Origin of the sequence: Actinoplanes sp. NPDC023936 (assembly GCF_040639325.1) — a bacterium.
GTDB lineage: Bacteria > Actinomycetota > Actinomycetes > Mycobacteriales > Micromonosporaceae > Actinoplanes.
Window position 1 is genome coordinate 178,920 of record NZ_JBEZZR010000005.1, and the last position, 18,625, is coordinate 197,544.

An 18,625-nucleotide genomic window follows, 5' to 3' on the forward strand; every position below is an offset into this window, starting at 1 on the left:
GTGCAATATGTCGATCATCGTGACGGGGCAGGCTCAAGGAACTCCGTACGGTTCGCTGTACGATCACGACGTGCGCATGAAGCCGATGGGAGTAGAAGCCCTCCGCAAAACACTCGGGCCCGAGATCCAGCAGGCCACCGAGGAAGAGGCGCATATCGTCGTGCAAAAGCACGGCAAGGATCTCGGCGTCTTCGTCCCGATGGCCTGGTACCGCAAGGCCCGTGAAGCGATGGGCGAGCCCACCGACCGCTAGCCACCCCTCGGCGGCAGGTTCACGCCAACGCAGCCGCCGTGCGGTCCAGCCAGCCCGCCGACCAGCGCCACGATCTCCCCGCACACCCGGCAGCGCGGCCCTCTCCGGCGCGGCGGCGACTCGTACACGCCCGCCGCCAGCAGGTCCCGGCACTTTGAGTGCAGGTCAGCACCCGGATCCTCGATCGACACCAGGATCACGCCCTTGAGCCGGCCACACACCATCCGGTCCGCGCCCTCAACATGCGCGCACACCTCCCACTGCTGGTCACGGGCATAGCCGTACTCGATGTCAGGCACGGCAGTCCCCGAGCGGCGGACGCTCAGCGCGGATCTCGTCCAGCGTGCGGACCATCACTCGCCGCCCGTCGCCGGATCCAGCACTTCGATCGTGCGCGGCAGGCCCGGCACGCGCCGAATCCAGCCCTTCTCCAGCAGCTGCCCGACCTGGTAGTGGATCGCCGACGGCGACAGGTGCACACCGTCCCCGATCTCCCGGATCGTCGGCGGATAGCGGTGCACGGCGAAGAACCCGCGAATGAACTCCAAGATCTGGCGCTGCGTCGGGGTGAGCAGCGGAACCACCTCGGCGGTCACAGAGTCAGCCGTCATCGGAACCTCCAAAAGGGGAAGGGGCGCGGCCCGCGACGAGCCGCGCCCGGACGGCTACTTCTTCGGGGTGAGATCCGGGACCGGCTTCGCCAGCGTCAGCGGTGCATCCGACTGCAGGAACTGGCCGGTGAACGTCACCATCACGTTGTTCGCCGTGAACCCGAACCAGTAGTCCCCGCCCGGCCCGTACACGTTGTCGTCGCCGGGGCCCTCCACCAGCTGAGGGCAGTACTCGGAGGCGTTCGAGCAGGCGTCGATGACCGCATCCGAGGGGTTGAGCTGCTGCCCGCCGTACGTGAGCTGACCCTTGATGACCATGTAGTTGATCGGTTCACCCGTGTACGACAGCTGATACACGTACGAGATGTGGTTCGGGTCGTTCATCCGCTTCAGCCGCTCCGACAGGTTCTGGCGGGTCAGCGGGAACGCCATCTCCTTCGCCGGATACGGCACCAGCTTCTCCGCCTGCGCCTGCGACTCCTCCATGGCGATCTGCTTCTTGCCCTGCGCCGAATCCTTGTCGGGGCCGTCGCTGACACACCCGGCCAAGGCGAACGTGGTGACCATCGCGACGAGTACGGCGCTAATGCTGCGAATGCGAATCATGAAGATCGGTCTCCTTCGAGATTTGGGGGGGTCAGGACGCGGCGGGGGACGGAACGGTGTTCGGCTTGCAGTCAGTCGACGGATCCGCGCCCAGACGGGCCGGCAGATCAGCAGGCAGCCATTTGGCGGCGAGGGTCTCCTGCACCTTGGCGTTGTAGTCCGCGACCCGGCCCAGGCAGATCAGCTGCGTGCCCTGCAGGTCGGTCTTCGCTTTCGGGTCCGCCGGGTTCGCAGCAGCGGCATCGGCGAGCACCTGAATCTTCAGGTCGTCGGCCTGCACGCCCTCATGCAGGTTCACGAACGCCCGCTGCTGAGCGACCCGGTTGTTGACGTCCTCGTTCTGCCGGACCGTGTCACCGGCACCCTTCGCCGGCGCGAACGCAACCTTCACCCCGTAGGCGACCAGGGCGATCACGGCGACGACACCGACGAGCGCGGCGATCCAGGCGATGGCGGACGGCGCGGTGCGACGGCCCGCATAGTTGGCGTCGCGGACGTCCTGGCGAAGCTGCTCACGGTCGAGTCGGTTGGTCACGGTGCTCCTTCAGGTTGGTGATCAGGAATGGGGGAGACGGTCAGGCCGTCCTTCGCGAGACGGGCCATCAGATGCGCCGCCCAGCGGGCGTCGCCTTCGATGTGCCCGCGTGAATACGTGTGGCCCGAGCGGGCACCGAGCAGGCAGTACGTGTCGTGCAAGGCGGCGGCAAGCGTGTCTACCCGGTCCGTGGTCGAGGCGGTCATGATCTAGAACGGCGGGCTGTCGTCTTCGAACGACGACTTGCCGCCGCCACCCGACTGCCCGCCAGATGCCGCCGTCGTCGCCCACGGGTCGTTGTAGGTGTCACCGCGGCCACCGCCGCTCGACTCCTGACGGCCGCCACCGGAGCCGCCCGAGCGCTGCATCTTCTGCACCTTCGCCGTGGCGTAGCGCAGCGACGGGCCGATCTCGTCGACGTCGAGCACCAACTTGGAGCGCTTCTGGCCGGACTGCTTGTCCTCCCAGTTCTCCTGCCGGAGACGGCCGGTCACGATCACCCGCGCGCCACGGGCCAGGCTCTCGGCGACATGCTCTGCGGCGTCGCGCCACACCTTGCAGTCCAGGAACGTCGGCGTCCCGTCCTTCCACTCACCCGACTGCTTGTCGAGCTGGCGCGGCGTCGAAGCGACCGTGAACTGGGCGACCCCAGCACCAGACGGCGTAAAACGAAGATCAGGATCGGCGGTGAGATTGCCGATCACCGTGATGTTGATGTCTCCCTGTGCCATCAGACCGTCACCTCCGCCCGCGCCCGCCAGCCGGCGTCGAACGCCTCTGTGATGGCGACGTCGAACGCCTGGCCCTGCACTCGGGTGAACGGCGGCAGTTCCTCGCCGTGCCCGGCCGTGTGGCCGATGAACGCGCCGTACGCGGCGGTCTTGGTGTCGTCGAAGTCGTCGGGGTGCTGCTTGTGGGGGTCGGTCATGCTGCCTTCTCCTTGATCGGGGTGGGGTGGTTGTGGCGCTTCTTGAAGCTCTTCGGGCGACCGCGCACGTCGTCGAGGTCGCCGTCGTCGTCCCAGCAGACCGGTGGTGCGTAGCCGAGCGTCCGGGCCTGAATGCGGGCGGGCTCAGACGGCCCGGTGCGGCATTCAAGCTCTCGGTACAGGGCTGCGATGGCCTGGTGCCGCAGGTAGGTGATCCGTTCCTGGTAGCGGTACCGCCACTTGCGGACCTGTTGCACGTTCACGCCGAGCCGGTCCGCGAGGGGCTGCGCATCCCAGCCCGCAGCCATGAGTGCTTGCAGCCGGCGGGCAGTGCCGAGCGAGGAGACCCGCGACGACGGTGTGGGCGTGAGGGGCACACCAAGCAATGCCTTTGCGGTCGCGGATCGCAGGGTCGGCTGTTTGCCGGTGAGGATGCGGTCGACGACGCTCGGGCTGACGTTCGCCGTCCGGGCGATGTCGCGCATGGTGCGCCCGGCGGTGCCGCTGGTCAGGGATTTCAAGTGCTGGCGTACCGGCTCGATGTCGACCAGCCCTTGCCATTGGCCGTAGGCGATGAGCCGGGTCCGGTTGCGGTTCCGGGCCGCTGATGTGGTGCGGCAGTCGTCGCAGCCGATCATGTACCGGCTGTGGCGCAGGCAGATGGCCCGCATCTTCTTCGGTGCCATGTCAGGCCGCCCTCCGCCAGTAGGTCGGCGAGTCCGGGCACAGCAGGCAGCGCGGCAGAGAACCCGGCTTGGTGCACGGCCGGGCGGGGCTGCCGGGGGCTTCCTCGCTGCGGCATTTGCTCGGCACATCAGCGGGAGCCTCAGGGGCGCGGCGAGGCAGCCGGATCAGCTCGGCGGTCACGACGCGGCCTCGCAGCCGACATGCTGAGCCTCGAACAGCGCCCGGTACTCGTCCTGCACCTCGGCCTCACCGTGGCGCAGCGTCACCGTCACCTGATGCCGCGCCGGGCAACGGAACGTCCACACCGTGGTCGCCGACGTGACTCGCCGTTCCGTCTGGAACACACTGCTCGGCTCACCAGACAGGTCCACGATCGTCACGACGGCAAGCCCGAGCGGGTACTCCTTGCGGGACACCTTGTCGCCGAGATGCATGAACGGCCCATCCACGTGGGCAGGGCTGTCGTCCGGGACCAGCCCGTAGCCGACCTCGACGCGGGTGGCGCCGTCCTTCTGCTGCACGGTCCGCTGCGCCCCGAGTCCATCGGTAATCGGCTTCCCGAGGTACGGATACCAGTTCGCGTCGTCCCGATCCCGGTTCACGGTGTGGTGCAGGGTGATGTCGATCCGCACCCGGTCCAGGCCGACGGGCAACTTCGCCTGCTGGGCGTACGTGTAGGACGCCTCGCGCCACGCTTTCGCGACGCGGCGCAGGGTGCGCCAGTGCAGCCGGGTGTTCGCGGACAGCATCTTGTCCGGCGCGGGAATCGTCAGCGTCCACGTGCGGGCTTCGGTCATGACGCTCACCGCTCGACCCCCATGAGCCGGGACCCGGTGATCCGGTACCGCAGGCGGCCGTCACGGTCATCCCAGATCCGCAGCACCTGCCCGTCCGCCACCAGCCGCGATAGTGACCCAACAGCGCGGTGCAGCGGGATGCCCGCAAACCAGGCCACAATCCCATCGGTCGCCGGGACCATCTCGCCGCTGGATGTGCGGTGCATGGTGAGCGCCCGCAGCACCCGCAGGTCGTCGTGCCGGTCCCGCTTCGCGCGCCGATCGCGGAGCCAGGCGACCAGGGCACGCCACCAGCGCATCACCGGGGCACCGCCAGCGGCTCGATCTCGCAGTAGTGGACGTCCAGCCAGCGCACATGCTCCGTGCACCGAAATCCCCACGGCTCAGTGCTGCCGGCCTTGCGGAACCGGTGAGTCGGCGGGTGCACACAGCTGGGCCGGAACACGGCGGCTTGGGATTCCGTCTCCTCGAAAGTGCCGCCGGCGTTGCAGCGCAGATTCACGACGCCTCCCGGTCGTAGTCGTCGTCGTGGCCGTCGAACGCGGGCCGCTCGTCGTCAGGGGAATCCAGGGCGAACGCGGCCTCCAGCTGGGCGATCTCCGCGTCACGGTGCTCGTCGTCAGGCGTCCACAGGTCCGTCATGACGCCACCCACTCCGGCAGGCCCGCCAGGGCACGCATGTCCTCCCACAGCGGCTCGGCGACCTCCAGGACGCGGGCCACCCGGTCACCGACCTCCTGCAAGGTCCGCATCCGCTCCTGCAACGTCAGCGCCTTGATCCCGTCCTTCTTGGCGGGCTGCGACACCAGCACGGCGACCGTCTCCGCCGTCTCGTAGTAGTCGTCGACAACCGGCCGCAGCAGCTCGTCGAACAAACGGTCGTTCACGGACATCTCGTCGCCTCCTCGGCGGTGGTCTTGTTGGTGGGCGTCACGCCGCCCAGGTCGTCGAGCAGCACCCAGTGCTGCCGGTAGAGCACCGGGACCTCGCGCGGGTCCTCGCCCTCGCGCAGCATTCGGCCCTGCCAGTACGCGGCAGCCGGGGCCTCGTGAAGACCGCGATGACAGGAACGGCAAGAGTGGAGAAGCTGAGACAGCACGTGATGCCGGGCCGCGGCAGCACCCCGCCGCCCGCCCATCCCTACCTTCAGCCGGTGGCTGTCATCGGTGGCCAGGCCGCCACAGCCCGGCGTCTGGATCTCGCACACGCCACCCGAACGCTGCTTGAGCGCGGCGCGCACCTTCGGCGGGACAATCGAGCCGGTGCGGCGCTTCGGGACAGCAGTGCGGGTGTGCCTCGGGGAGGCCAGCTGCAAGGCGGTGCGACGCAGCGGCGTCTTCCGGGGCAGAGCGGTGCGCTTCATGCGACACCAGCCAGCGAGAAGGCACTCTGCACCGACTTACCGAGAGCCATCACGATCATCGCCTGGTCCCGGACCGTCCGCAGATAGTCCTCGGCCGCCTTCCTGTTCGCCTCCGCCAGATCGAAAACCCGTTCCAACTCGGCGGCCTGCTCCGCCACCCACGCATCCCGCTCCGCCGTCGTGAAACCGCCACGCGTGACCTTCGGGCACTCCTCCGACAGCAGCGCCCGCCGGTGAGCCGACTCGTAGGCGTGCTTCGCATCCACCTCGGCGTCACGCGCCGCTCGCAGACTGGACTGCGCCAACGTCAGGTCATTCACCAGGTGACGCAGTTTGCTCTCGATCTGGGCGTGCGTCAGGTCACTCATTCGGCACCTGCCGACAGCGACAGCAGGCCCGACGCACGCAGCGTCTCCCGCATCCGCACCCGAGCCTCAGCAGTCGGACGGACCGTCAGGAATGATTCGCCCGTCGAGATCTCGACACCCGGAATGACCTCGCCCGTACCGGCGTCCACCGGATCCCCGACCGCAACCGCGTGGTCGAGCACCTTACGGGTGAACGACTCCCGGACTGCCTGGACAAGCTCCGACGGATACCGGTCAGCCACCCACGCCAGGAACGCAGCCGGGTCGGTAACCTTCGCCGCAACCCTGCCCGACGACATCGACACCGCACCAAGGTCAGTGCCGTCGTCGTCGAGGACCCGCACCCGCTCAGCACCCGTATCCGCCATCGCCGCACGCAGGGAATGCTTGAACCCGGCACCGTGCTCGTCGACCAGCTTGGAGACGAGCTGCGCGGCCAGAGCCGACCGCGCAGCCTGCTTCATGTCACCCATCAGGCCGAAGCCCCCACCGGCTCGCCCTGATCGGAGTCGGCGGCACCCAGCGCCTCGATCTCCACCTTGCGGGCCTTCACCGCCGCCGACGCAACATCGGCCTCGTCCGCGCGGATCTCCTCACCGTTGAGCGCCGGCTGGATCAGATCCCACGCCGCTTTCAGGTCGTCGAGCGTCTTCGCGTCAGCGATCGCCGTTGCGATCTCGGCGAAACGGGGCGACTCCGGGGCCTCATCGCCCGGCTGCAACTCCGTCAACTGCCGGGCGTGGGTGCCGTGCGGGTCGCAGCGCAACGCCTCGAATACCAGCCATTCCAGCGTCCAGTCATCCGGCAACTCCTTCGGCTCGTCCCTGCCGGGACGGACACCGGCGTGCACCGACCGAAGGCCGATCACCTTGGCCGGCTCCTCGCGGTCCAACCGCACCCAGCAGGACGCGTCGAAGGCGAGGTTCTTCTGCCCCTCGACCTTGTATTCCTTCTTGCCCTCGACCGGCTGGCCGTTCTCGCCGATCGCCGCCACCCACTTGCCGCGGGCAGTGATGACCGCAATGCCGGGGAACGTCATGAGCAGCCGCATCAACTTCGCGTGCCGGGAGTTCGCGTCGTTCCAGTAGTTCGCCGGAACGGTGATTTCGGCCTGCGGGTCGGCGGCAAGCTTGCGCTTGTTGCTGTTCGATCCGCGCGCCCGGTTGGATGCCCAGTCCTTCAGCATGTTCCACTCGGCGGTCATTGAGTCGATCGCCAGCACGACGGGCGGTTCGCCGGCGTCGCTGGCCCGCTGCGCCTCGGCGTAGATGGCTTCGACGGAGCCGAAGATGGTGGCCCAGGTGCCGTCGTGCTCGACGACCACGTACCGCGCGCCGTCGATGGCGCCGTACTCGTCGGCGGATCCCTCGGCGAGGTCGATCCAGTAGGTCTGTCCGACCTTCTCGGAGGCGGACAGGACGGCGATGCCGTAGCTCTTGCCGGACTTCTCCGGGCCTTCGACGAGGACGAGGGGCCAGGGGACGCGGCCGGTCGGCTGGCGGGTCTGAAGCTTGAAAGCCATGAGTGTTCTCCCTCGTGGAATAAATAGGGCTGAGCGGGAAGTCAGGGGTTGGGGTATGGCTCGGCAACGACGGCGCGGAGGCGTTCGATCTCGCGAACGAGTTGGAGCATCACGGGCCGGTGGTCGCGTTGCGAACACACGCACTTGGCGGGCACACCCAGGTCGCAGGGGCCGCAGACGGGCAGGAACTCGGCGGTGATGGCCTCAAGGTCGGGGACGGTCATGCGGCACCCCGCACCGGGTCGATCACTTCGAGGGTGCCGTCGTCCCAGACCAGCGCCGCCCGGACGATGTCGCGGATGTGGGCGTGCAGCCGGCCGTTCCCGCCGAGCAGCCCGAAGCCGATCAGCGGCGGCACGGCGGAACCGAACGGCACATACGCCGGGTCGTCGGCGAGCTCCCGCAGCTCGATCAGCGGGATGTACAGCTTCGGGTCGTCGAGCATCCGCTTCAGCGTCGTGAACGTGGCGGTGACCGCCCCGGCAGGCGCTACAGCCCCGGTGTGCAGCCGCACCATGTGCAGCGGGTCGACGGCGGTCATGCGGCCAGCTCCGCGCACTCGTCGCAGACGTCGCCGGTGCCGCCGTCCTCGTGGGCGGGGCACTGCTCGGCCAGCCAGTCCGCCAAAGTCTCGGCGTCACGGCGGGCCAGGTAGTCGGCGTCCGCCCACTGGCAGTGCAGCTCGAACACGGCGGCGATTTCGGCGTCACCGGGCAGCGGCTCACCGAAGTCGGAGCGGGTGATCGCGTCCAGAGCGGCGGTCACGCGGCATCACCGGAAACCCACGTCGAGGTGCCCCGGCGGCGCTTCACCAGGACCCAGCAGCCGGACAGACTGTTGCGGGCGGCGGACTCGCTGACGTAGACCAGCGGGTCTTTGTCGGAATCGGGAACGGTGATGCCCCAGTCCCAGTGCGCCGATTCGGAGATCTCCTCGACGCGGAAGACCTTGAGCCAGTTCTCTTTCTGTCGGTCGCGCCAGGCGACCGCGTCGTCGAGGCTGGTGAAGAACTCGGCCCGGCTCTCTTCGAGTTGCCCGTCACCGGGGTACTGGAGAATCACGGCGTAGGTCATGCGGTGGCTCCGTTCGTGCGGCCGAGCAGCACGTCGGCCCGGTCGGGGTTGGCGCGCAGCCAGCGCAGCCCGTAGGCGAGGGCGTTCGACTTGTCGCCGGGGTACGGGAAGCCAGCCACGGCGGTCATCAGGTCGGAGAAGGCTTCGCGGGTGACGTCGTCGATCGGAAGCTCGGGAAGCCGGGTCGCCTCGAACGGCTCGGCGGCGGTCACGACGCACCACCCAGCGCCTCAACCGCGCCATCAAGGGCGGCGAGCGGGTACATGTTCACCGTGCCGTACAGGCCGTGCTGGGTCTTCTTGGGCTCGTAGCCCATGTGCCGGGTGATACGGCCTGCGGCAGTGCCGAGCCTCTGGAGGTATCCGCGCTCGGTCGAGAGGAAGTTCATCTTGGCGTAGGCCAGGGCGCTGAACCAGTCGTGCAGGCCCTCGATGCCGTCCATCCGGGCGGTGAGTTCCCGCTGGTTCTCCTGGACCTCGGCGAGCTGCTGCCGCTGGACGCGCAGTGACCGCAGGATCATCTCCGCAAGGTCGAGGTCGTCCATCTGTGCGGGTGCCTGGGTCGGGACGCGGGCCGCGACCTCGGCCTCGCGGGTCTTCACCGCGAAGTAGGTCTGCGCGTGGGCGATCTCGGGCTTGCGCGGATCACCGTTCATGGCCACGAGGTAAGCGCCGTACCGGCTCAGTCGGTAGTTGGTGCCAACCTGATTGGTGCTCCCGAAAGGTTCCCGGAGCCGGGAAGCTTCGATATCGGGGTCGAAGCCGGAGTTCTTGGCGGCGAGGCGTGCCCTCGATATGGCGTCCTCGAAGCGTTCCCACTTCGTGTATCCGAGCAGGGGCATGAGTTGGCGAGCGGACCACCATTCGACGCCTTCGGCGGTGATGTTGCGGATCGCGTCGAATGGGCTGCTGCCTTGGCGGGCTGGAAGGGTGCGGGGGAGCGTCAACGCTCTACCTCTTTCAACGAAGCGATCATTGAATGCGCAATGAAGATGCGCTTTGCTTCTGCGCAATAGACTAGCGCACCGCACCTGACAAGCGCAACAGAGTTGCGGTACCTTGACCGCATGTCAGAAACCGCCACCCCAGAGGAGGCACTCGCCCGGCTCACCGAAGCCCGGACCACATACGCCCACGCCGAGACGGCTTTTGAGAAGGCCCGCGAAGACGTCATCGGAACAGTCGTCACGGCTCTACGAGCAGGCGTGCCGCCCACCGTCGTAGCCACCACCAGCGGATTCACCGCCGCGTATGTTCGAAAGATCGCTCGCGACCACGGCATTGAGCCAGCAAAGCCGGGCATCAAGCCGGGCATGCGGCCGAAGCCCCGCAAGCCGGGCCAGCCGCCCGCCATGCGAACGTCGTAGGCGCTCACGCCACTCGCCCCCACGACCACGGCATCTCCGCCCGCCCAGCCGACCGGCGCACCACATGCGGGCACCCGGACATCCGCACACAGCCCAGACAAGGCCGCAGCCGGCGCATCGCCTGCCGCTCAGCGTCCGACGTGCCCAGCCACTCCCAGGCCGCCCACGACCTGTGCCCGCACGCAGCAATCGGCGCGCCATCACGGGGCAGGAGGTGGCGGCACGTGCCGTCCGACAGGAACCGCCACACCGGCTCGCCCTGGAGCTCGACCAGCATCGCGTTGACCTCGGCGTGCGCGGTCACCGCTCATCACCGCCCGGCCGCGAATCGATGAACTCGTGCCAGAACGGATCCCGCTGCAAAGGGATCACCCGGTGCTGCGCCATCTCCTGCTTGACGGCGGTCCGCACTCGCCGCCGACCACGACCGGGCCGACCAGCCCATAGCGCAGCGACAACACTGGCCACCAAAGAGCCCGCAGCCAGGGCGTACATCGCCAACAGCCCAAACCCTGCGCCACGCAGCCAGTCACTCACCGGGATCACCCCGCTTGATCTCCTGCGTGGTCTCAGTCTCCGCAGCCTTCGCCGCCAGAAGCCGCTCAAGCTTGGCGATACCAAGCTGCGCTTCCTGCTCCTGCTGCCGCCGCGTGATCCAGTCAGCGTTTTGGGCGGTCGAGCTCAGCGACGCCTCAGTGAAGTAGTCGCCCCGGTTGCCGTTCCGCGCCGCCCAGCGGCTGTCGCGCCGCTCATTCACCGGACGCGGACGCCGCACGAAGTCCGGGCCGTCCTGCACCACCACGCCGGCGTCAGCGACAGGCCCCTCAGCCACCGCATCGGCGACGGCGGTCAGGTCACTCGGGTCACGCGCGATCACGGCATCGGACTTCGGCGCTCGACGGCAGACGCCGATCAGGTAGCCGGCGATTGACACCGCCGCCCCGAGCACCACCAGCCAGAAAGCCGCCGACACGACCCCCAGCAGCGCCGACCCCGGATCCGCGGCGGCCAGCTCGACCAGATCCCACACGGTCATGCCGTCCGGCCAGTCCACCAGCGCGGTCACTGGGCACCCCACAGGGCGCGCACCTGGGAGAGCAGGGCGCGAGGGAACCGGATTACACGGGTCGGGGCGTGATCGTCCGCCAGCGACTTCGACCGGAACTCGACATCGCCGGGACTCACCGGGTACTTGACCAGCAGCTTCGCCGTCTCCTCGCCGACCGGGGCGCGATGGCGGCCCTCATACCGGCGATCTTCAACAATTTGCACAACAGCCCCCAAGGACAGGAAGCGGATAAGGACGCGAGGGATGGGGGAGGGGAAGACCGGCGGTCAGCGGTCGTGGAACACCGGACGCGGCGGGGGGGCCGGCTCGCGCTTCACCTGACGGTTCGGGGAACGGCGCCGGGGCTTGGGGACCTCAGACGGATTCGGATCGCCGGGAACGTGCTGATGCCAGCCGTGGGTGAGCTCCGCCTGGCGCTGACCGGCCAGCAGGCCACGGCGGTACGCCCAGCCAGTACGGACCAGCAGCGACAGCAGAAGGCCAGCCCAACCGGCCAGCAGCGCGGCGGTCACCGTCCGTCCTGTCCGAACGGGCGCGGCGACTCGTCACGCAGCTCGCGGAGATCCGCCGGGCTGTACGGGGCGACATGCTTGCGGTTGCGGCGGATGCGGAGGGCGCGCAGCCACATGCGGGGGCTCATGCGGCCACCGCCTGGCTGGTCGTCTGGTACTCGGCGTTCGCCCGACGACAGGCCTCATCCGCCAACTCGCCGCGCCGCAGATGCCGCACATAGGCCGCACGCGTCCCGCAAGGAGACAACTCGACAGCCGGCAGCAAGCCGAGCGCTCGAACGTCGGTCACCCGCCGCTTGATCGCATGCACGGACATCCCAAACCGGGCTGCCATCTGCGGCCGGGAAAGACCCTCCGCCTCGGCAGACAGGAACGCCTCAGCGAAGCGCTGCAGCGCGGCAGCCTCGCCCTCCGACGCAGAGACAGCAACCGGGCTATCGATCGTGTCGTCATCCCACTCCAGCGGCGGAACCCAGCCGCGCTCGGCGGCTCGCTGCTTCGCCCCCGTGCTCGATCGCCCGGCAGGCGCCGGAGTCATCGACAGCCGGTCGTACAGGGCGGTGATTGCCTGCGCCATCGCTGCCGTTACCCGGTCCTGCCCGAGCACCTGCTGAAGGCTGCCTTTCGCGCGGCCAGCGAGACGCTCCTGATCCAGGACTGTCCAGCCGATGCAGCACAGCGCCTGAATTCGGCGATGGCTGCCCGTCGCGTCGATCAGCGTGCCAGCGGCGGGTGCGGTCTGCTGTGGGTCCAAGCTGAGGATCAGTTCGGCGGTCTCGGTGCGAACCTTGGTGGCCGGGCGGCTACGCAAACCCTGAATTGAGGCGATCGTCTCCCGGCTGACGCCCGTGAGTGCCTCGATGCGCTTACGGTGCACACCGACCGCAGCCAGTGCCGCAAGGTGCTCCTTTACAGGCGCTGCATCGGTGAACGGCTTCCACGTGCCCGCAGTGATCGCCATGGCCCGCTTGCGGTCGTAGGTGGAGACGGCGACCGCGCATGTCAGGCAACGGCAGCCGTCGAGCCGATACCGGGCGTATCCGTGCGGCCGGGTCGAATCCGTGGCCGACATCAGGCGAGCACCTGGCCGTTGGCAAGGATCCACCGGCAGCGCCTGCGGGCGTCTCGGATCCACGTCGTCTCGGAAGAATGCCGGCTCCGGTAACAGTCGGCAGGGGTGGGGCAGTTCGGGTGGCCGTCCGCGCATGTGCCAGCGGGCGTGCCATTGTCGCGGGGGTCACTGTGCGAGACCGTCACCGGCTCGCTAACATCGACAGACATAACGCCTCTCTCGGACAGAGGTGTAAAGATCGGGACGGCTCCCAGGGCATTGGGGGCCGTTTTCGCATGTCAGGGGGCAGCGAGAGCCGGGCTGGTCGCGATGACCGTCACCGGAGTAGCCGCGAACGGCGTCACCGGGCAGTCAGCAACCGGGATGCCACGGGCACGCGCCTCGCGCTGGGCCTCGAACACGTCAGCGAACACATGCTCGATACCGCGCCACACGAACAGGGCCTTACCGCCGGGCAACGGAGTGATCGTGGCTGCGCTCATGAGGGCACCACGCCAAGGTGCCGCCGGCAGGCCACGGCCAGTGCGTTGCCTTGCAGGTCTCCACTGGTGAGCCGCTGTAGCAGCTGGTGGATCTGCTCGATGGTCATGCTGCGCTGGCCGTGGAAGTTGATGTGCTCCACCACCAGGCCGTCGCAGGCAAGTTCGAGGAGTTCGGGGCTGACACCGCACAGGACGGCCGCCTTGTCGATCGGGAAGCAGCGGAACTCTGCGCCGGGTTCGGCGGCCAGGCGGACCAGTTCGTCTACGGCCGACGCCGGGATCGGGTTGCCCGTGGTGAAGCGGCTCATGCGGCCCGCCTCTGCTGCACGACCGGCGTAGTCCGCTGCGGCAGCACCCGAAGGCGGGCCTCCGGCTTGAGCACCCGCCGCAGTTCAGTGATCTGGTCGCTGGTCAGCGCGGGCGCGGCGTCCACGGCAGCCTCAACCAGGCGCTGAGTTTCGGGGTCGAGGTCGGCCATCATGCGGCGGCCTTGGTGTCGGTGGGCCACAGGTCGTCAACCTGGCAGCCGAGCGCTGCGGCGATGCGGCGCGCGGTGGTGAGTTTGGGTTCCACGGTGCCGGCCAGGTAGTGGTCGACGTTGCGGCGGGAAGTTCCGAGGATTCGGGCTTGGTCTTCGCCTGTGATCGCGCCGTTGGCGCGCAGGGCGTACAGGAAGAGGCTCCTGTTGACGTCGACCCGAGGGGTCGCGGAAACTTTGCCGCGCTCGCCCTTCTGGATTGCGTCAGTCATGCCGCAAGTCTCGCCCAGGCGGGCCGTTGCGTCAACCCTTCCGCAAATGTCGCCACGTTCGTGACCAGCGCATTCTCATTGATCGATAGATTGGCGCGCCCATGTCGGCCGTAACCTGGTAACTTGACTCTGCGTCCAGTTGGGGCCGCGTTGCGTCAACACTTGCACGGGGTGGTCACATGCAAACACGCCTGCTAGCCCTGGACTATGGTTGCGTCATGCATGACGCAGGGTCCGGCAAACCCGACATCGAGGCTGGCGAGACGTTCGGCGCACAACTCCGCCGCGCCCGCAAAACCCTCGGCTGGTCACAAGAACGCCTCGAAGCCGAATCCGGCGTCAGCCGCGAAACCATCAGCCGCTACGAACGCGACCTCACCGGCACACCCGAACCCGCCCAGGTCAGGGCCCTCTGCGCCGCAACCGGCATCGACCCGAGAGAGGCAGCCGTCAGCCTCGGCTACCTCACCCTCGACGAAATCCAGCCCGTCAAACCCCTGCCGTCAAAACTGCAAGAAGTCCTCGACGTCCTCCAAGACCCCCGGCTCGACCCCGCCGAAGCCGAAAGCTGGATCGACTACCTCATGTACCTGCGCGGCAAAAACCAGTCACGCACCGACGCCGGCTAGGCCACGCTCCCGCCAGATGTCACCCCACGTGCGATCCTGGCTTCGCCAACGCGACTGCTCCAGACGCCACGGCGACCACTTGCCGCCCCGGCCAACCGGCGACACCACCACCTCCGCCAACGTGTTCGCCACCAGCCGCCGCTCACCCACCGGATACTCCAGCCACCGCCGCGCCAGATCAGCCGGATCAAAACCCTGCAGTGCCGGCGGAGTACGCAACTGCCGCAACTGCCGCGACGCCGCCTCAATCTGCGGCAGCAACTCACGCTCAGCGGCAGCCACCAGCGACATGCTCGGGCCACCAGGCCGCGCAGCCGAAGCAGTCAACTCGTTGTGCCGATCCTTCAGCCCGTCCAACTTCGCCTGAGCCGCCACGATCCGCTGATCGGCAACCGACGACGCCTCAAAGACGGCCAGCGCGTCAGGTTCCCGCAAGCGGGCCGCAATCATCGCGTTCACCACATCGTCAACCGGATCCAGCAGCACCGAAACCCGGCAGCAGCCCCCGCGGCTGGCCTGACATTCATAGCGGTTCTGCCGGGTGCGCCGGTCCGCCAGACCCGACATCGGCTTCCGGCAAAGACCACACAGGACCGCCCCCGACAGCATGTATTTCAGCCGGGTGTCGTTGTGGCTGCGTGACGGCCGCGGTGCCTCCCTGAGCCGGCGAAGCCGGTTAACCGTGTCGCTGGACAGAATCGGCGGCCAGGCATTACGTGTGATGACCGCACCGTTGAGCTCCCGGTGCCCCTCCATGCTCGGCCTGATCAGCGAGTTGTACAGGGCGCCACCGGACCAGCGTTTCCCCCCGCGCGGCGTCGGAACCTCCCAGGCGGTCAGAACCCGGGCAATGAAGTCAACGGGAACCCCGTTCAGAATCCCCTCGGCGGCGGCCCGGTAGATCTCGGCGCGCGGCTCGTCGATCACCTGGTCGATGTGAAGCTTGCCGGACTCCGCATCAAGGTCGTCCTCATCCGCGACGGGCACCGTGTACAGCCGCTTGTACCCGTCCGGGACCTTCCCGTGCGGCCGGCCCTGATGCGCGGAGTGGGTGATCCCGGCCCTCGTGCGGACACTTAGGCGTTCCGACTCGCCCTCGGCCGCCATCCCGTCCTTCATCAGCGCGTCACGGTCGCGCTGCCGACGCGGATCGTAGGTGACCGGCTCGTCCTCGCCGTACACCCGGATCAGCACACCGAAGTCGCGGCACCGGTCGAGGAAGTACACCCATTCACCCATCTGCCGGGCACCGCGGGCCGACTCGAACAGCGACACCATCTGGCAGCTCGCGGACTCGATGTGGGCGAGCAGCTCTTTGTAGTCGGGCCGGGACTTCCGGGCGTATCGGCTCGCCGAGAAGTGCGGGTCGACGAAGACACGGCCGGGCGTGATGCCCTCCTGGGCGCAGTCGATCCGCCAGGAACGTTCCTGGCGGGCTACGGATCGCCCGCCGTCCTTGTTGCTTTTGCGCGCGTAGAGGTCAGCTACCGGTGGCGTGGCATCCATGATTCGGACCGTAGCCCAAACACTGCGATGTGTTAAGTCACGACCGTGAACTGCTGCTGGTAGAGCGACCAGAACGCGGCGCTGGCCAGGAACATCGGAATGAACGCGACCACCCGCAGCCGTTCCACACCGGTGATCCGGCGGCTGCTGAGGATGACCACGAAGTAGGCGACCGCGGCGATGACGCTGAGCGCGACGACCACGTTCGACAGCCGGTCGGCGGAGAGCAGCCCGGTGACGGCGGCCAGCACCACGATCGCGGCGGCCGCGGCGAACGCCACGGCGGCGATCGGACGGCCGCGGGCGGGCAGCGGGTTCGGCACCTCCCGCCCGGCCGCCGGCATCCGCTTGCGGGCCAGTGTGTACTGCACGAGTCCGATCGCCATGCCGACCGCGGCGAGCCCGAACCCCCAGTGGAAGCCGGCGTTGGTCTGCAGCAGGCCGGTGAGCAGCGGCCCGGCCAGCGCGCCGAGGTTGATGCCGAGGTAGAACAGGGAGAACCCGGCGTCGCGGCGTTCGTCGTGCTCGTCGTAGAGGCTGCCGACCAGCGAGGTGGCGTTGGCCTTCACCCCGCCGCTGCCGACCGCGATCAGCACCAGGCCGACGCCGACGCCGGCCAGTCCGGGCAGCAGGGCCAGGGCGATGTGCCCGAGCATCACCAGCACCGCGCTGAGGAACAGCACCCGTTCCGAGCCGAGCAGCCGGTCGGCCACCCAGGCGCCGAGGATCGTGGAGAGGTAGACGGCGCCGCCGTACGCGCCGACGATGCTCGTCGCGGTGTCCTGATCGATGCCGAGCCCGCCGTCGGCCGCCGAGTAGTACAGGTAGATCAGCAGGATGCCCTGCATGCCGTAGAACGAGAACCGCTCCCAGAGCTCCACCCCGAAGAGGTTCGCGAGCGCGCGAGGCTGACCGAAGAACGTCGACGACATGGCCGGAGAGCTACCCCCTGCGCGGCCGGTGAATCAGGAACGCATCACCACAATGCGCACATTGCTGCCGGCGGCCACCTCGCGCACCACGGGTCCGACCTCGTCCCAGTCGCCGAGCTGCGGCAGCCCGATCGACCGGATCTCCCGCCGCTCCGCGTCGTCCAGCGCCGCCGCCAGCGCACTGCGCAACGCGGTCGTGTCCGGCGGCGTGCCGGCCCGCTGGGCGACCACCAGGTTGTAGACGAGCAGCCCGTCCGGCGCCTTCCACGACATCAGCCCGCCGAGCCGCAGCATCCCGGCCCGGCAGCGTGCCCGATAGCGGTCGTACATCGCCGGCCACCGCACCCGGAAATCGTGATCCATGACGCCGACGCAGGTCACCCCCTGCGCGAGAGCCGGAAACCCCTGTGCGAAAAGATCACCGGCACGGATGTCGACGAGATCCACGGGCACTCCTGGAGGTGGGCGACGCTGCCACCTTCCATCATGGAGTGTCGGATCATCCTTCAAAACCCCTTCTTTGTACGGTCGTCGCTGAGTCCCGTGGCTACCGCGCGACCTGGGTGCCCACTCCCGGCCGCTGCGCGGCCTACGGCGACGGGTGCATGGTTGCGCAGCACGACTCCCAGCTCCGGCGAACCAGCCGGACCATGTGCGTGCGCTCACCGCCCGGCGGTTCCGCGGTTCCGCATCGTCCCGCAGTGCTGGATCGTGGAAACGGCGACGCCGGCTGGCGCTCAGTGTTCACAAAACGGGCACCCACGAGCACCGGCAGCCAGCCGAGCGGGACGAGCTGGCGCTCAGTGCTGCCGGCAACCCTCCTTACAGCGCTGACGACCGGCCGGACCAGCTGGTCGTCAGTGCTGACCTCGCTGGCTAATTAGGAAAGTCCCGCTACCAGCAGGTATTCGGCCTCGACCGCGCGCCCCCGCGTGCCCCGCCGGCCCCGCGCCCCCGCGTGCCCCGCCGGCCCCGCGCTGGCGTCCTGCGGCTGGCACCTCGATCTGGCACCTCGCACCTGGCACCTCCCGCCTTGCCGATCTTGGAACCCGCCGCCCCGGCCGTAGCCCACACATGTGATCAAGCTCGGGTAACCGCTCTGGCCTACGGCCGGCATCGCCCGGCCGTAGCTCAAGCGTGTGATCAAGCCCGGGTAACCGCTCTGGCCTACGGCCGGCGCCACCCGGCCGTAGCTCAAGCGTGTGATCAAGCCCCACCCACGTTTCCGCCGGTGAACGACTTCCTTAATCAGCCAGCAGGGTCAGTGCTGTCGGCGCAGCGCTGACCCTGCTGGCTGAGCCGCCGCCCGGTAGTGCGCCGATGCGACCGTGTCACGGTCGGTTGCCGGTGACCGTGGAGCGCTATGGGGTCTGCGTCATTCTGCGGGGCCTGGGGCGTCCGCGGGTTTCCGAGAAGCGCGACGTTGACCGCGGATGCCGGCACGCTGGGTGACGACGGTTCGCGCTGACGCGGCGGCCCGGCCCTGGTCGTCGGCTGGCCCCCGCAGCGTCGATGACCCGACCCAGGGGAACGTTGACGCGTCCGGGAGCACTGACCACCAGCC

Annotated in this window: 39 protein-coding genes; 3 read left to right on the forward strand and 36 right to left on the reverse strand. The window is 68.4% G+C overall.

Annotated elements, in window-relative coordinates; all coding sequences use genetic code 11:
* Window positions 1-7: 7 nt before the first annotated feature.
* The gene (locus AB0F72_RS09320; RefSeq protein WP_360427825.1) at window positions 8-253 is read left to right on the forward strand and encodes a hypothetical protein; all 246 of its coding nucleotides are present in this window, start codon (window positions 8-10) and stop codon (window positions 251-253) included.
* Here the strand turns inward: AB0F72_RS09320 and AB0F72_RS09325 are convergent.
* The 22 genes from AB0F72_RS09325 to AB0F72_RS09430 form a co-directional block, all read right to left on the reverse strand.
* Window positions 250-552 carry a hypothetical protein gene (locus AB0F72_RS09325; protein ID WP_360427828.1) on the reverse strand — a complete coding sequence of 101 codons (303 nt, stop codon included), beginning with the start codon at window positions 550-552 and terminating at the stop codon, window positions 250-252. The two genes, AB0F72_RS09320 and AB0F72_RS09325, sit on opposite strands and share 4 nt — an antisense overlap.
* A gap of 54 nt (window positions 553-606) precedes the next feature.
* Window positions 607-864, reverse strand: a complete 258-nt coding sequence (locus AB0F72_RS09330; protein WP_360427831.1) for a MarR family transcriptional regulator — start codon at window positions 862-864, stop codon at window positions 607-609.
* A 54-nt stretch (window positions 865-918) separates the two neighbouring features.
* Window positions 919-1,470 (reverse strand): hypothetical protein, encoded by a 552-nt coding sequence (locus tag AB0F72_RS09335; protein WP_360427834.1) that lies wholly within the window; start codon window positions 1,468-1,470, stop codon window positions 919-921.
* 31 nt (window positions 1,471-1,501) lie between these two features.
* Complete coding sequence (locus tag AB0F72_RS09340) at window positions 1,502-2,005, reverse strand: hypothetical protein (RefSeq protein WP_360427837.1); 504 nt, start codon at window positions 2,003-2,005, stop codon at window positions 1,502-1,504.
* Complete coding sequence (locus AB0F72_RS09345) at window positions 2,002-2,211, reverse strand: hypothetical protein (RefSeq protein ID WP_360427840.1); 210 nt, start codon at window positions 2,209-2,211, stop codon at window positions 2,002-2,004. Before AB0F72_RS09345 ends, AB0F72_RS09340 begins: the two co-directional genes overlap by 4 nt.
* 3 nt (window positions 2,212-2,214) lie before the next feature.
* Window positions 2,215-2,736, reverse strand: a complete 522-nt coding sequence (locus AB0F72_RS09350; RefSeq protein ID WP_360427843.1) for a single-stranded DNA-binding protein — start codon at window positions 2,734-2,736, stop codon at window positions 2,215-2,217.
* Window positions 2,736-2,933 (reverse strand): hypothetical protein, encoded by a 198-nt coding sequence (locus AB0F72_RS09355; protein ID WP_360427846.1) that lies wholly within the window; start codon window positions 2,931-2,933, stop codon window positions 2,736-2,738. Before AB0F72_RS09355 ends, AB0F72_RS09350 begins: the two co-directional genes overlap by 1 nt.
* The gene (locus AB0F72_RS09360) at window positions 2,930-3,571 is read right to left on the reverse strand and encodes a helix-turn-helix domain-containing protein (RefSeq protein ID WP_360427848.1); all 642 of its coding nucleotides are present in this window, start codon (window positions 3,569-3,571) and stop codon (window positions 2,930-2,932) included. The genes AB0F72_RS09355 and AB0F72_RS09360 overlap by 4 nt, the downstream gene beginning before the upstream one ends.
* A gap of 225 nt (window positions 3,572-3,796) precedes the next feature.
* Window positions 3,797-4,417 carry a hypothetical protein gene (locus AB0F72_RS09365; protein WP_360427851.1) on the reverse strand — a complete coding sequence of 207 codons (621 nt, stop codon included), beginning with the start codon at window positions 4,415-4,417 and terminating at the stop codon, window positions 3,797-3,799.
* A gap of 5 nt (window positions 4,418-4,422) precedes the next feature.
* Window positions 4,423-4,719 carry a hypothetical protein gene (locus AB0F72_RS09370; RefSeq protein ID WP_360427854.1) on the reverse strand — a complete coding sequence of 99 codons (297 nt, stop codon included), beginning with the start codon at window positions 4,717-4,719 and terminating at the stop codon, window positions 4,423-4,425.
* Window positions 4,720-4,915: 196 nt separating this feature from the next.
* Window positions 4,916-5,059 carry a hypothetical protein gene (locus tag AB0F72_RS09375; RefSeq protein WP_360427857.1) on the reverse strand — a complete coding sequence of 48 codons (144 nt, stop codon included), beginning with the start codon at window positions 5,057-5,059 and terminating at the stop codon, window positions 4,916-4,918.
* Window positions 5,056-5,304 (reverse strand): hypothetical protein, encoded by a 249-nt coding sequence (locus AB0F72_RS09380; RefSeq protein WP_360427860.1) that lies wholly within the window; start codon window positions 5,302-5,304, stop codon window positions 5,056-5,058. The genes AB0F72_RS09375 and AB0F72_RS09380 overlap by 4 nt, the downstream gene beginning before the upstream one ends.
* Window positions 5,301-5,780 carry a hypothetical protein gene (locus tag AB0F72_RS09385; protein WP_360427863.1) on the reverse strand — a complete coding sequence of 160 codons (480 nt, stop codon included), beginning with the start codon at window positions 5,778-5,780 and terminating at the stop codon, window positions 5,301-5,303. Before AB0F72_RS09385 ends, AB0F72_RS09380 begins: the two co-directional genes overlap by 4 nt.
* Window positions 5,777-6,148, reverse strand: coding sequence for a hypothetical protein (locus tag AB0F72_RS09390; protein WP_360427866.1), 372 nt, complete (start codon window positions 6,146-6,148; stop codon window positions 5,777-5,779). The genes AB0F72_RS09385 and AB0F72_RS09390 overlap by 4 nt, the downstream gene beginning before the upstream one ends.
* Complete coding sequence (locus tag AB0F72_RS09395; protein ID WP_360427869.1) at window positions 6,145-6,612, reverse strand: hypothetical protein; 468 nt, start codon at window positions 6,610-6,612, stop codon at window positions 6,145-6,147. Before AB0F72_RS09395 ends, AB0F72_RS09390 begins: the two co-directional genes overlap by 4 nt.
* An 8-nt stretch (window positions 6,613-6,620) precedes the next feature.
* Entirely contained in the window at window positions 6,621-7,670 is a 1,050-nt protein-coding gene (locus AB0F72_RS09400; RefSeq protein ID WP_360427872.1) for a hypothetical protein, read from the reverse strand.
* Between the two features lie 41 nt (window positions 7,671-7,711).
* Window positions 7,712-7,894 (reverse strand): hypothetical protein, encoded by a 183-nt coding sequence (locus AB0F72_RS09405; protein ID WP_360427875.1) that lies wholly within the window; start codon window positions 7,892-7,894, stop codon window positions 7,712-7,714.
* Entirely contained in the window at window positions 7,891-8,211 is a 321-nt protein-coding gene (locus AB0F72_RS09410) for a hypothetical protein (RefSeq protein WP_360427878.1), read from the reverse strand. The genes AB0F72_RS09405 and AB0F72_RS09410 overlap by 4 nt, the downstream gene beginning before the upstream one ends.
* Complete coding sequence (locus AB0F72_RS09415) at window positions 8,208-8,435, reverse strand: hypothetical protein (protein ID WP_360427881.1); 228 nt, start codon at window positions 8,433-8,435, stop codon at window positions 8,208-8,210. The genes AB0F72_RS09410 and AB0F72_RS09415 overlap by 4 nt, the downstream gene beginning before the upstream one ends.
* On the reverse strand, window positions 8,432-8,743 hold the full coding sequence (locus AB0F72_RS09420) for a hypothetical protein (protein ID WP_360427884.1): 312 nt from the start codon (window positions 8,741-8,743) through the stop codon (window positions 8,432-8,434). The genes AB0F72_RS09415 and AB0F72_RS09420 overlap by 4 nt, the downstream gene beginning before the upstream one ends.
* Entirely contained in the window at window positions 8,740-8,955 is a 216-nt protein-coding gene (locus AB0F72_RS09425; protein ID WP_360427886.1) for a hypothetical protein, read from the reverse strand. The genes AB0F72_RS09420 and AB0F72_RS09425 overlap by 4 nt, the downstream gene beginning before the upstream one ends.
* Window positions 8,952-9,689: a BRO family protein gene (locus AB0F72_RS09430; RefSeq protein WP_360427888.1), complete on the reverse strand. Its 738-nt coding sequence runs from the start codon at window positions 9,687-9,689 to the stop codon at window positions 8,952-8,954. The genes AB0F72_RS09425 and AB0F72_RS09430 overlap by 4 nt, the downstream gene beginning before the upstream one ends.
* A gap of 120 nt (window positions 9,690-9,809) precedes the next feature.
* On the opposite strand from AB0F72_RS09430, the gene AB0F72_RS09435 reads away from it, so the two are divergent.
* Complete coding sequence (locus AB0F72_RS09435; protein ID WP_360427891.1) at window positions 9,810-10,109, forward strand: hypothetical protein; 300 nt, start codon at window positions 9,810-9,812, stop codon at window positions 10,107-10,109.
* Window positions 10,110-10,113: 4 nt separating this feature from the next.
* On the opposite strand, the gene AB0F72_RS09440 is transcribed toward AB0F72_RS09435, so the two are convergent.
* The 11 genes from AB0F72_RS09440 to AB0F72_RS09490 form a co-directional block, all read right to left on the reverse strand.
* Window positions 10,114-10,413: a hypothetical protein gene (locus AB0F72_RS09440; protein ID WP_360427894.1), complete on the reverse strand. Its 300-nt coding sequence runs from the start codon at window positions 10,411-10,413 to the stop codon at window positions 10,114-10,116.
* Window positions 10,410-10,646 carry a hypothetical protein gene (locus AB0F72_RS09445; RefSeq protein ID WP_360427897.1) on the reverse strand — a complete coding sequence of 79 codons (237 nt, stop codon included), beginning with the start codon at window positions 10,644-10,646 and terminating at the stop codon, window positions 10,410-10,412. Before AB0F72_RS09445 ends, AB0F72_RS09440 begins: the two co-directional genes overlap by 4 nt.
* Window positions 10,639-11,175 (reverse strand): hypothetical protein, encoded by a 537-nt coding sequence (locus AB0F72_RS09450; protein WP_360427900.1) that lies wholly within the window; start codon window positions 11,173-11,175, stop codon window positions 10,639-10,641. Before AB0F72_RS09450 ends, AB0F72_RS09445 begins: the two co-directional genes overlap by 8 nt.
* Window positions 11,172-11,381, reverse strand: a complete 210-nt coding sequence (locus tag AB0F72_RS09455) for a hypothetical protein (protein WP_360427903.1) — start codon at window positions 11,379-11,381, stop codon at window positions 11,172-11,174. Before AB0F72_RS09455 ends, AB0F72_RS09450 begins: the two co-directional genes overlap by 4 nt.
* A 63-nt stretch (window positions 11,382-11,444) precedes the next feature.
* Entirely contained in the window at window positions 11,445-11,690 is a 246-nt protein-coding gene (locus tag AB0F72_RS09460; RefSeq protein ID WP_360427905.1) for a hypothetical protein, read from the reverse strand.
* Complete coding sequence (locus tag AB0F72_RS09465; RefSeq protein ID WP_360427908.1) at window positions 11,687-11,818, reverse strand: hypothetical protein; 132 nt, start codon at window positions 11,816-11,818, stop codon at window positions 11,687-11,689. The genes AB0F72_RS09460 and AB0F72_RS09465 overlap by 4 nt, the downstream gene beginning before the upstream one ends.
* A complete protein-coding gene (locus AB0F72_RS09470; RefSeq protein WP_360427911.1) occupies window positions 11,815-12,762 on the reverse strand; it encodes a hypothetical protein in 948 nt (315 codons plus the stop codon). Before AB0F72_RS09470 ends, AB0F72_RS09465 begins: the two co-directional genes overlap by 4 nt.
* A gap of 278 nt (window positions 12,763-13,040) precedes the next feature.
* On the reverse strand, window positions 13,041-13,244 hold the full coding sequence (locus AB0F72_RS09475; protein ID WP_360427913.1) for a hypothetical protein: 204 nt from the start codon (window positions 13,242-13,244) through the stop codon (window positions 13,041-13,043).
* The gene (locus tag AB0F72_RS09480) at window positions 13,241-13,552 is read right to left on the reverse strand and encodes a hypothetical protein (protein WP_360427916.1); all 312 of its coding nucleotides are present in this window, start codon (window positions 13,550-13,552) and stop codon (window positions 13,241-13,243) included. The genes AB0F72_RS09475 and AB0F72_RS09480 overlap by 4 nt, the downstream gene beginning before the upstream one ends.
* Window positions 13,549-13,725, reverse strand: a complete 177-nt coding sequence (locus AB0F72_RS09485; RefSeq protein ID WP_360427919.1) for a hypothetical protein — start codon at window positions 13,723-13,725, stop codon at window positions 13,549-13,551. Before AB0F72_RS09485 ends, AB0F72_RS09480 begins: the two co-directional genes overlap by 4 nt.
* On the reverse strand, window positions 13,722-13,994 hold the full coding sequence (locus AB0F72_RS09490; protein WP_360427921.1) for a helix-turn-helix transcriptional regulator: 273 nt from the start codon (window positions 13,992-13,994) through the stop codon (window positions 13,722-13,724). The genes AB0F72_RS09485 and AB0F72_RS09490 overlap by 4 nt, the downstream gene beginning before the upstream one ends.
* 218 nt (window positions 13,995-14,212) lie before the next feature.
* On the opposite strand from AB0F72_RS09490, the gene AB0F72_RS09495 reads away from it, so the two are divergent.
* On the forward strand, window positions 14,213-14,623 hold the full coding sequence (locus AB0F72_RS09495) for a helix-turn-helix transcriptional regulator (protein ID WP_360427924.1): 411 nt from the start codon (window positions 14,213-14,215) through the stop codon (window positions 14,621-14,623).
* Here AB0F72_RS09495 and AB0F72_RS09500 read toward each other — a convergent pair.
* Genes AB0F72_RS09500 through AB0F72_RS09510 form a run of 3 tightly spaced genes read right to left on the reverse strand, consistent with a single transcriptional unit; the run spans window position 14,603 to window position 17,508 of the window.
* Entirely contained in the window at window positions 14,603-16,129 is a 1,527-nt protein-coding gene (locus AB0F72_RS09500; RefSeq protein ID WP_360427927.1) for a recombinase family protein, read from the reverse strand. The genes AB0F72_RS09495 and AB0F72_RS09500 overlap by 21 nt on opposite strands.
* Window positions 16,130-16,161: 32 nt before the next feature.
* Window positions 16,162-17,061: an oligopeptide:H+ symporter gene (locus AB0F72_RS09505; RefSeq protein WP_360427930.1), complete on the reverse strand. Its 900-nt coding sequence runs from the start codon at window positions 17,059-17,061 to the stop codon at window positions 16,162-16,164.
* Between the two features lie 33 nt (window positions 17,062-17,094).
* Window positions 17,095-17,508, reverse strand: coding sequence for a hypothetical protein (locus AB0F72_RS09510; protein ID WP_360427932.1), 414 nt, complete (start codon window positions 17,506-17,508; stop codon window positions 17,095-17,097).
* Window positions 17,509-18,625 lie beyond the last annotated feature (1,117 nt).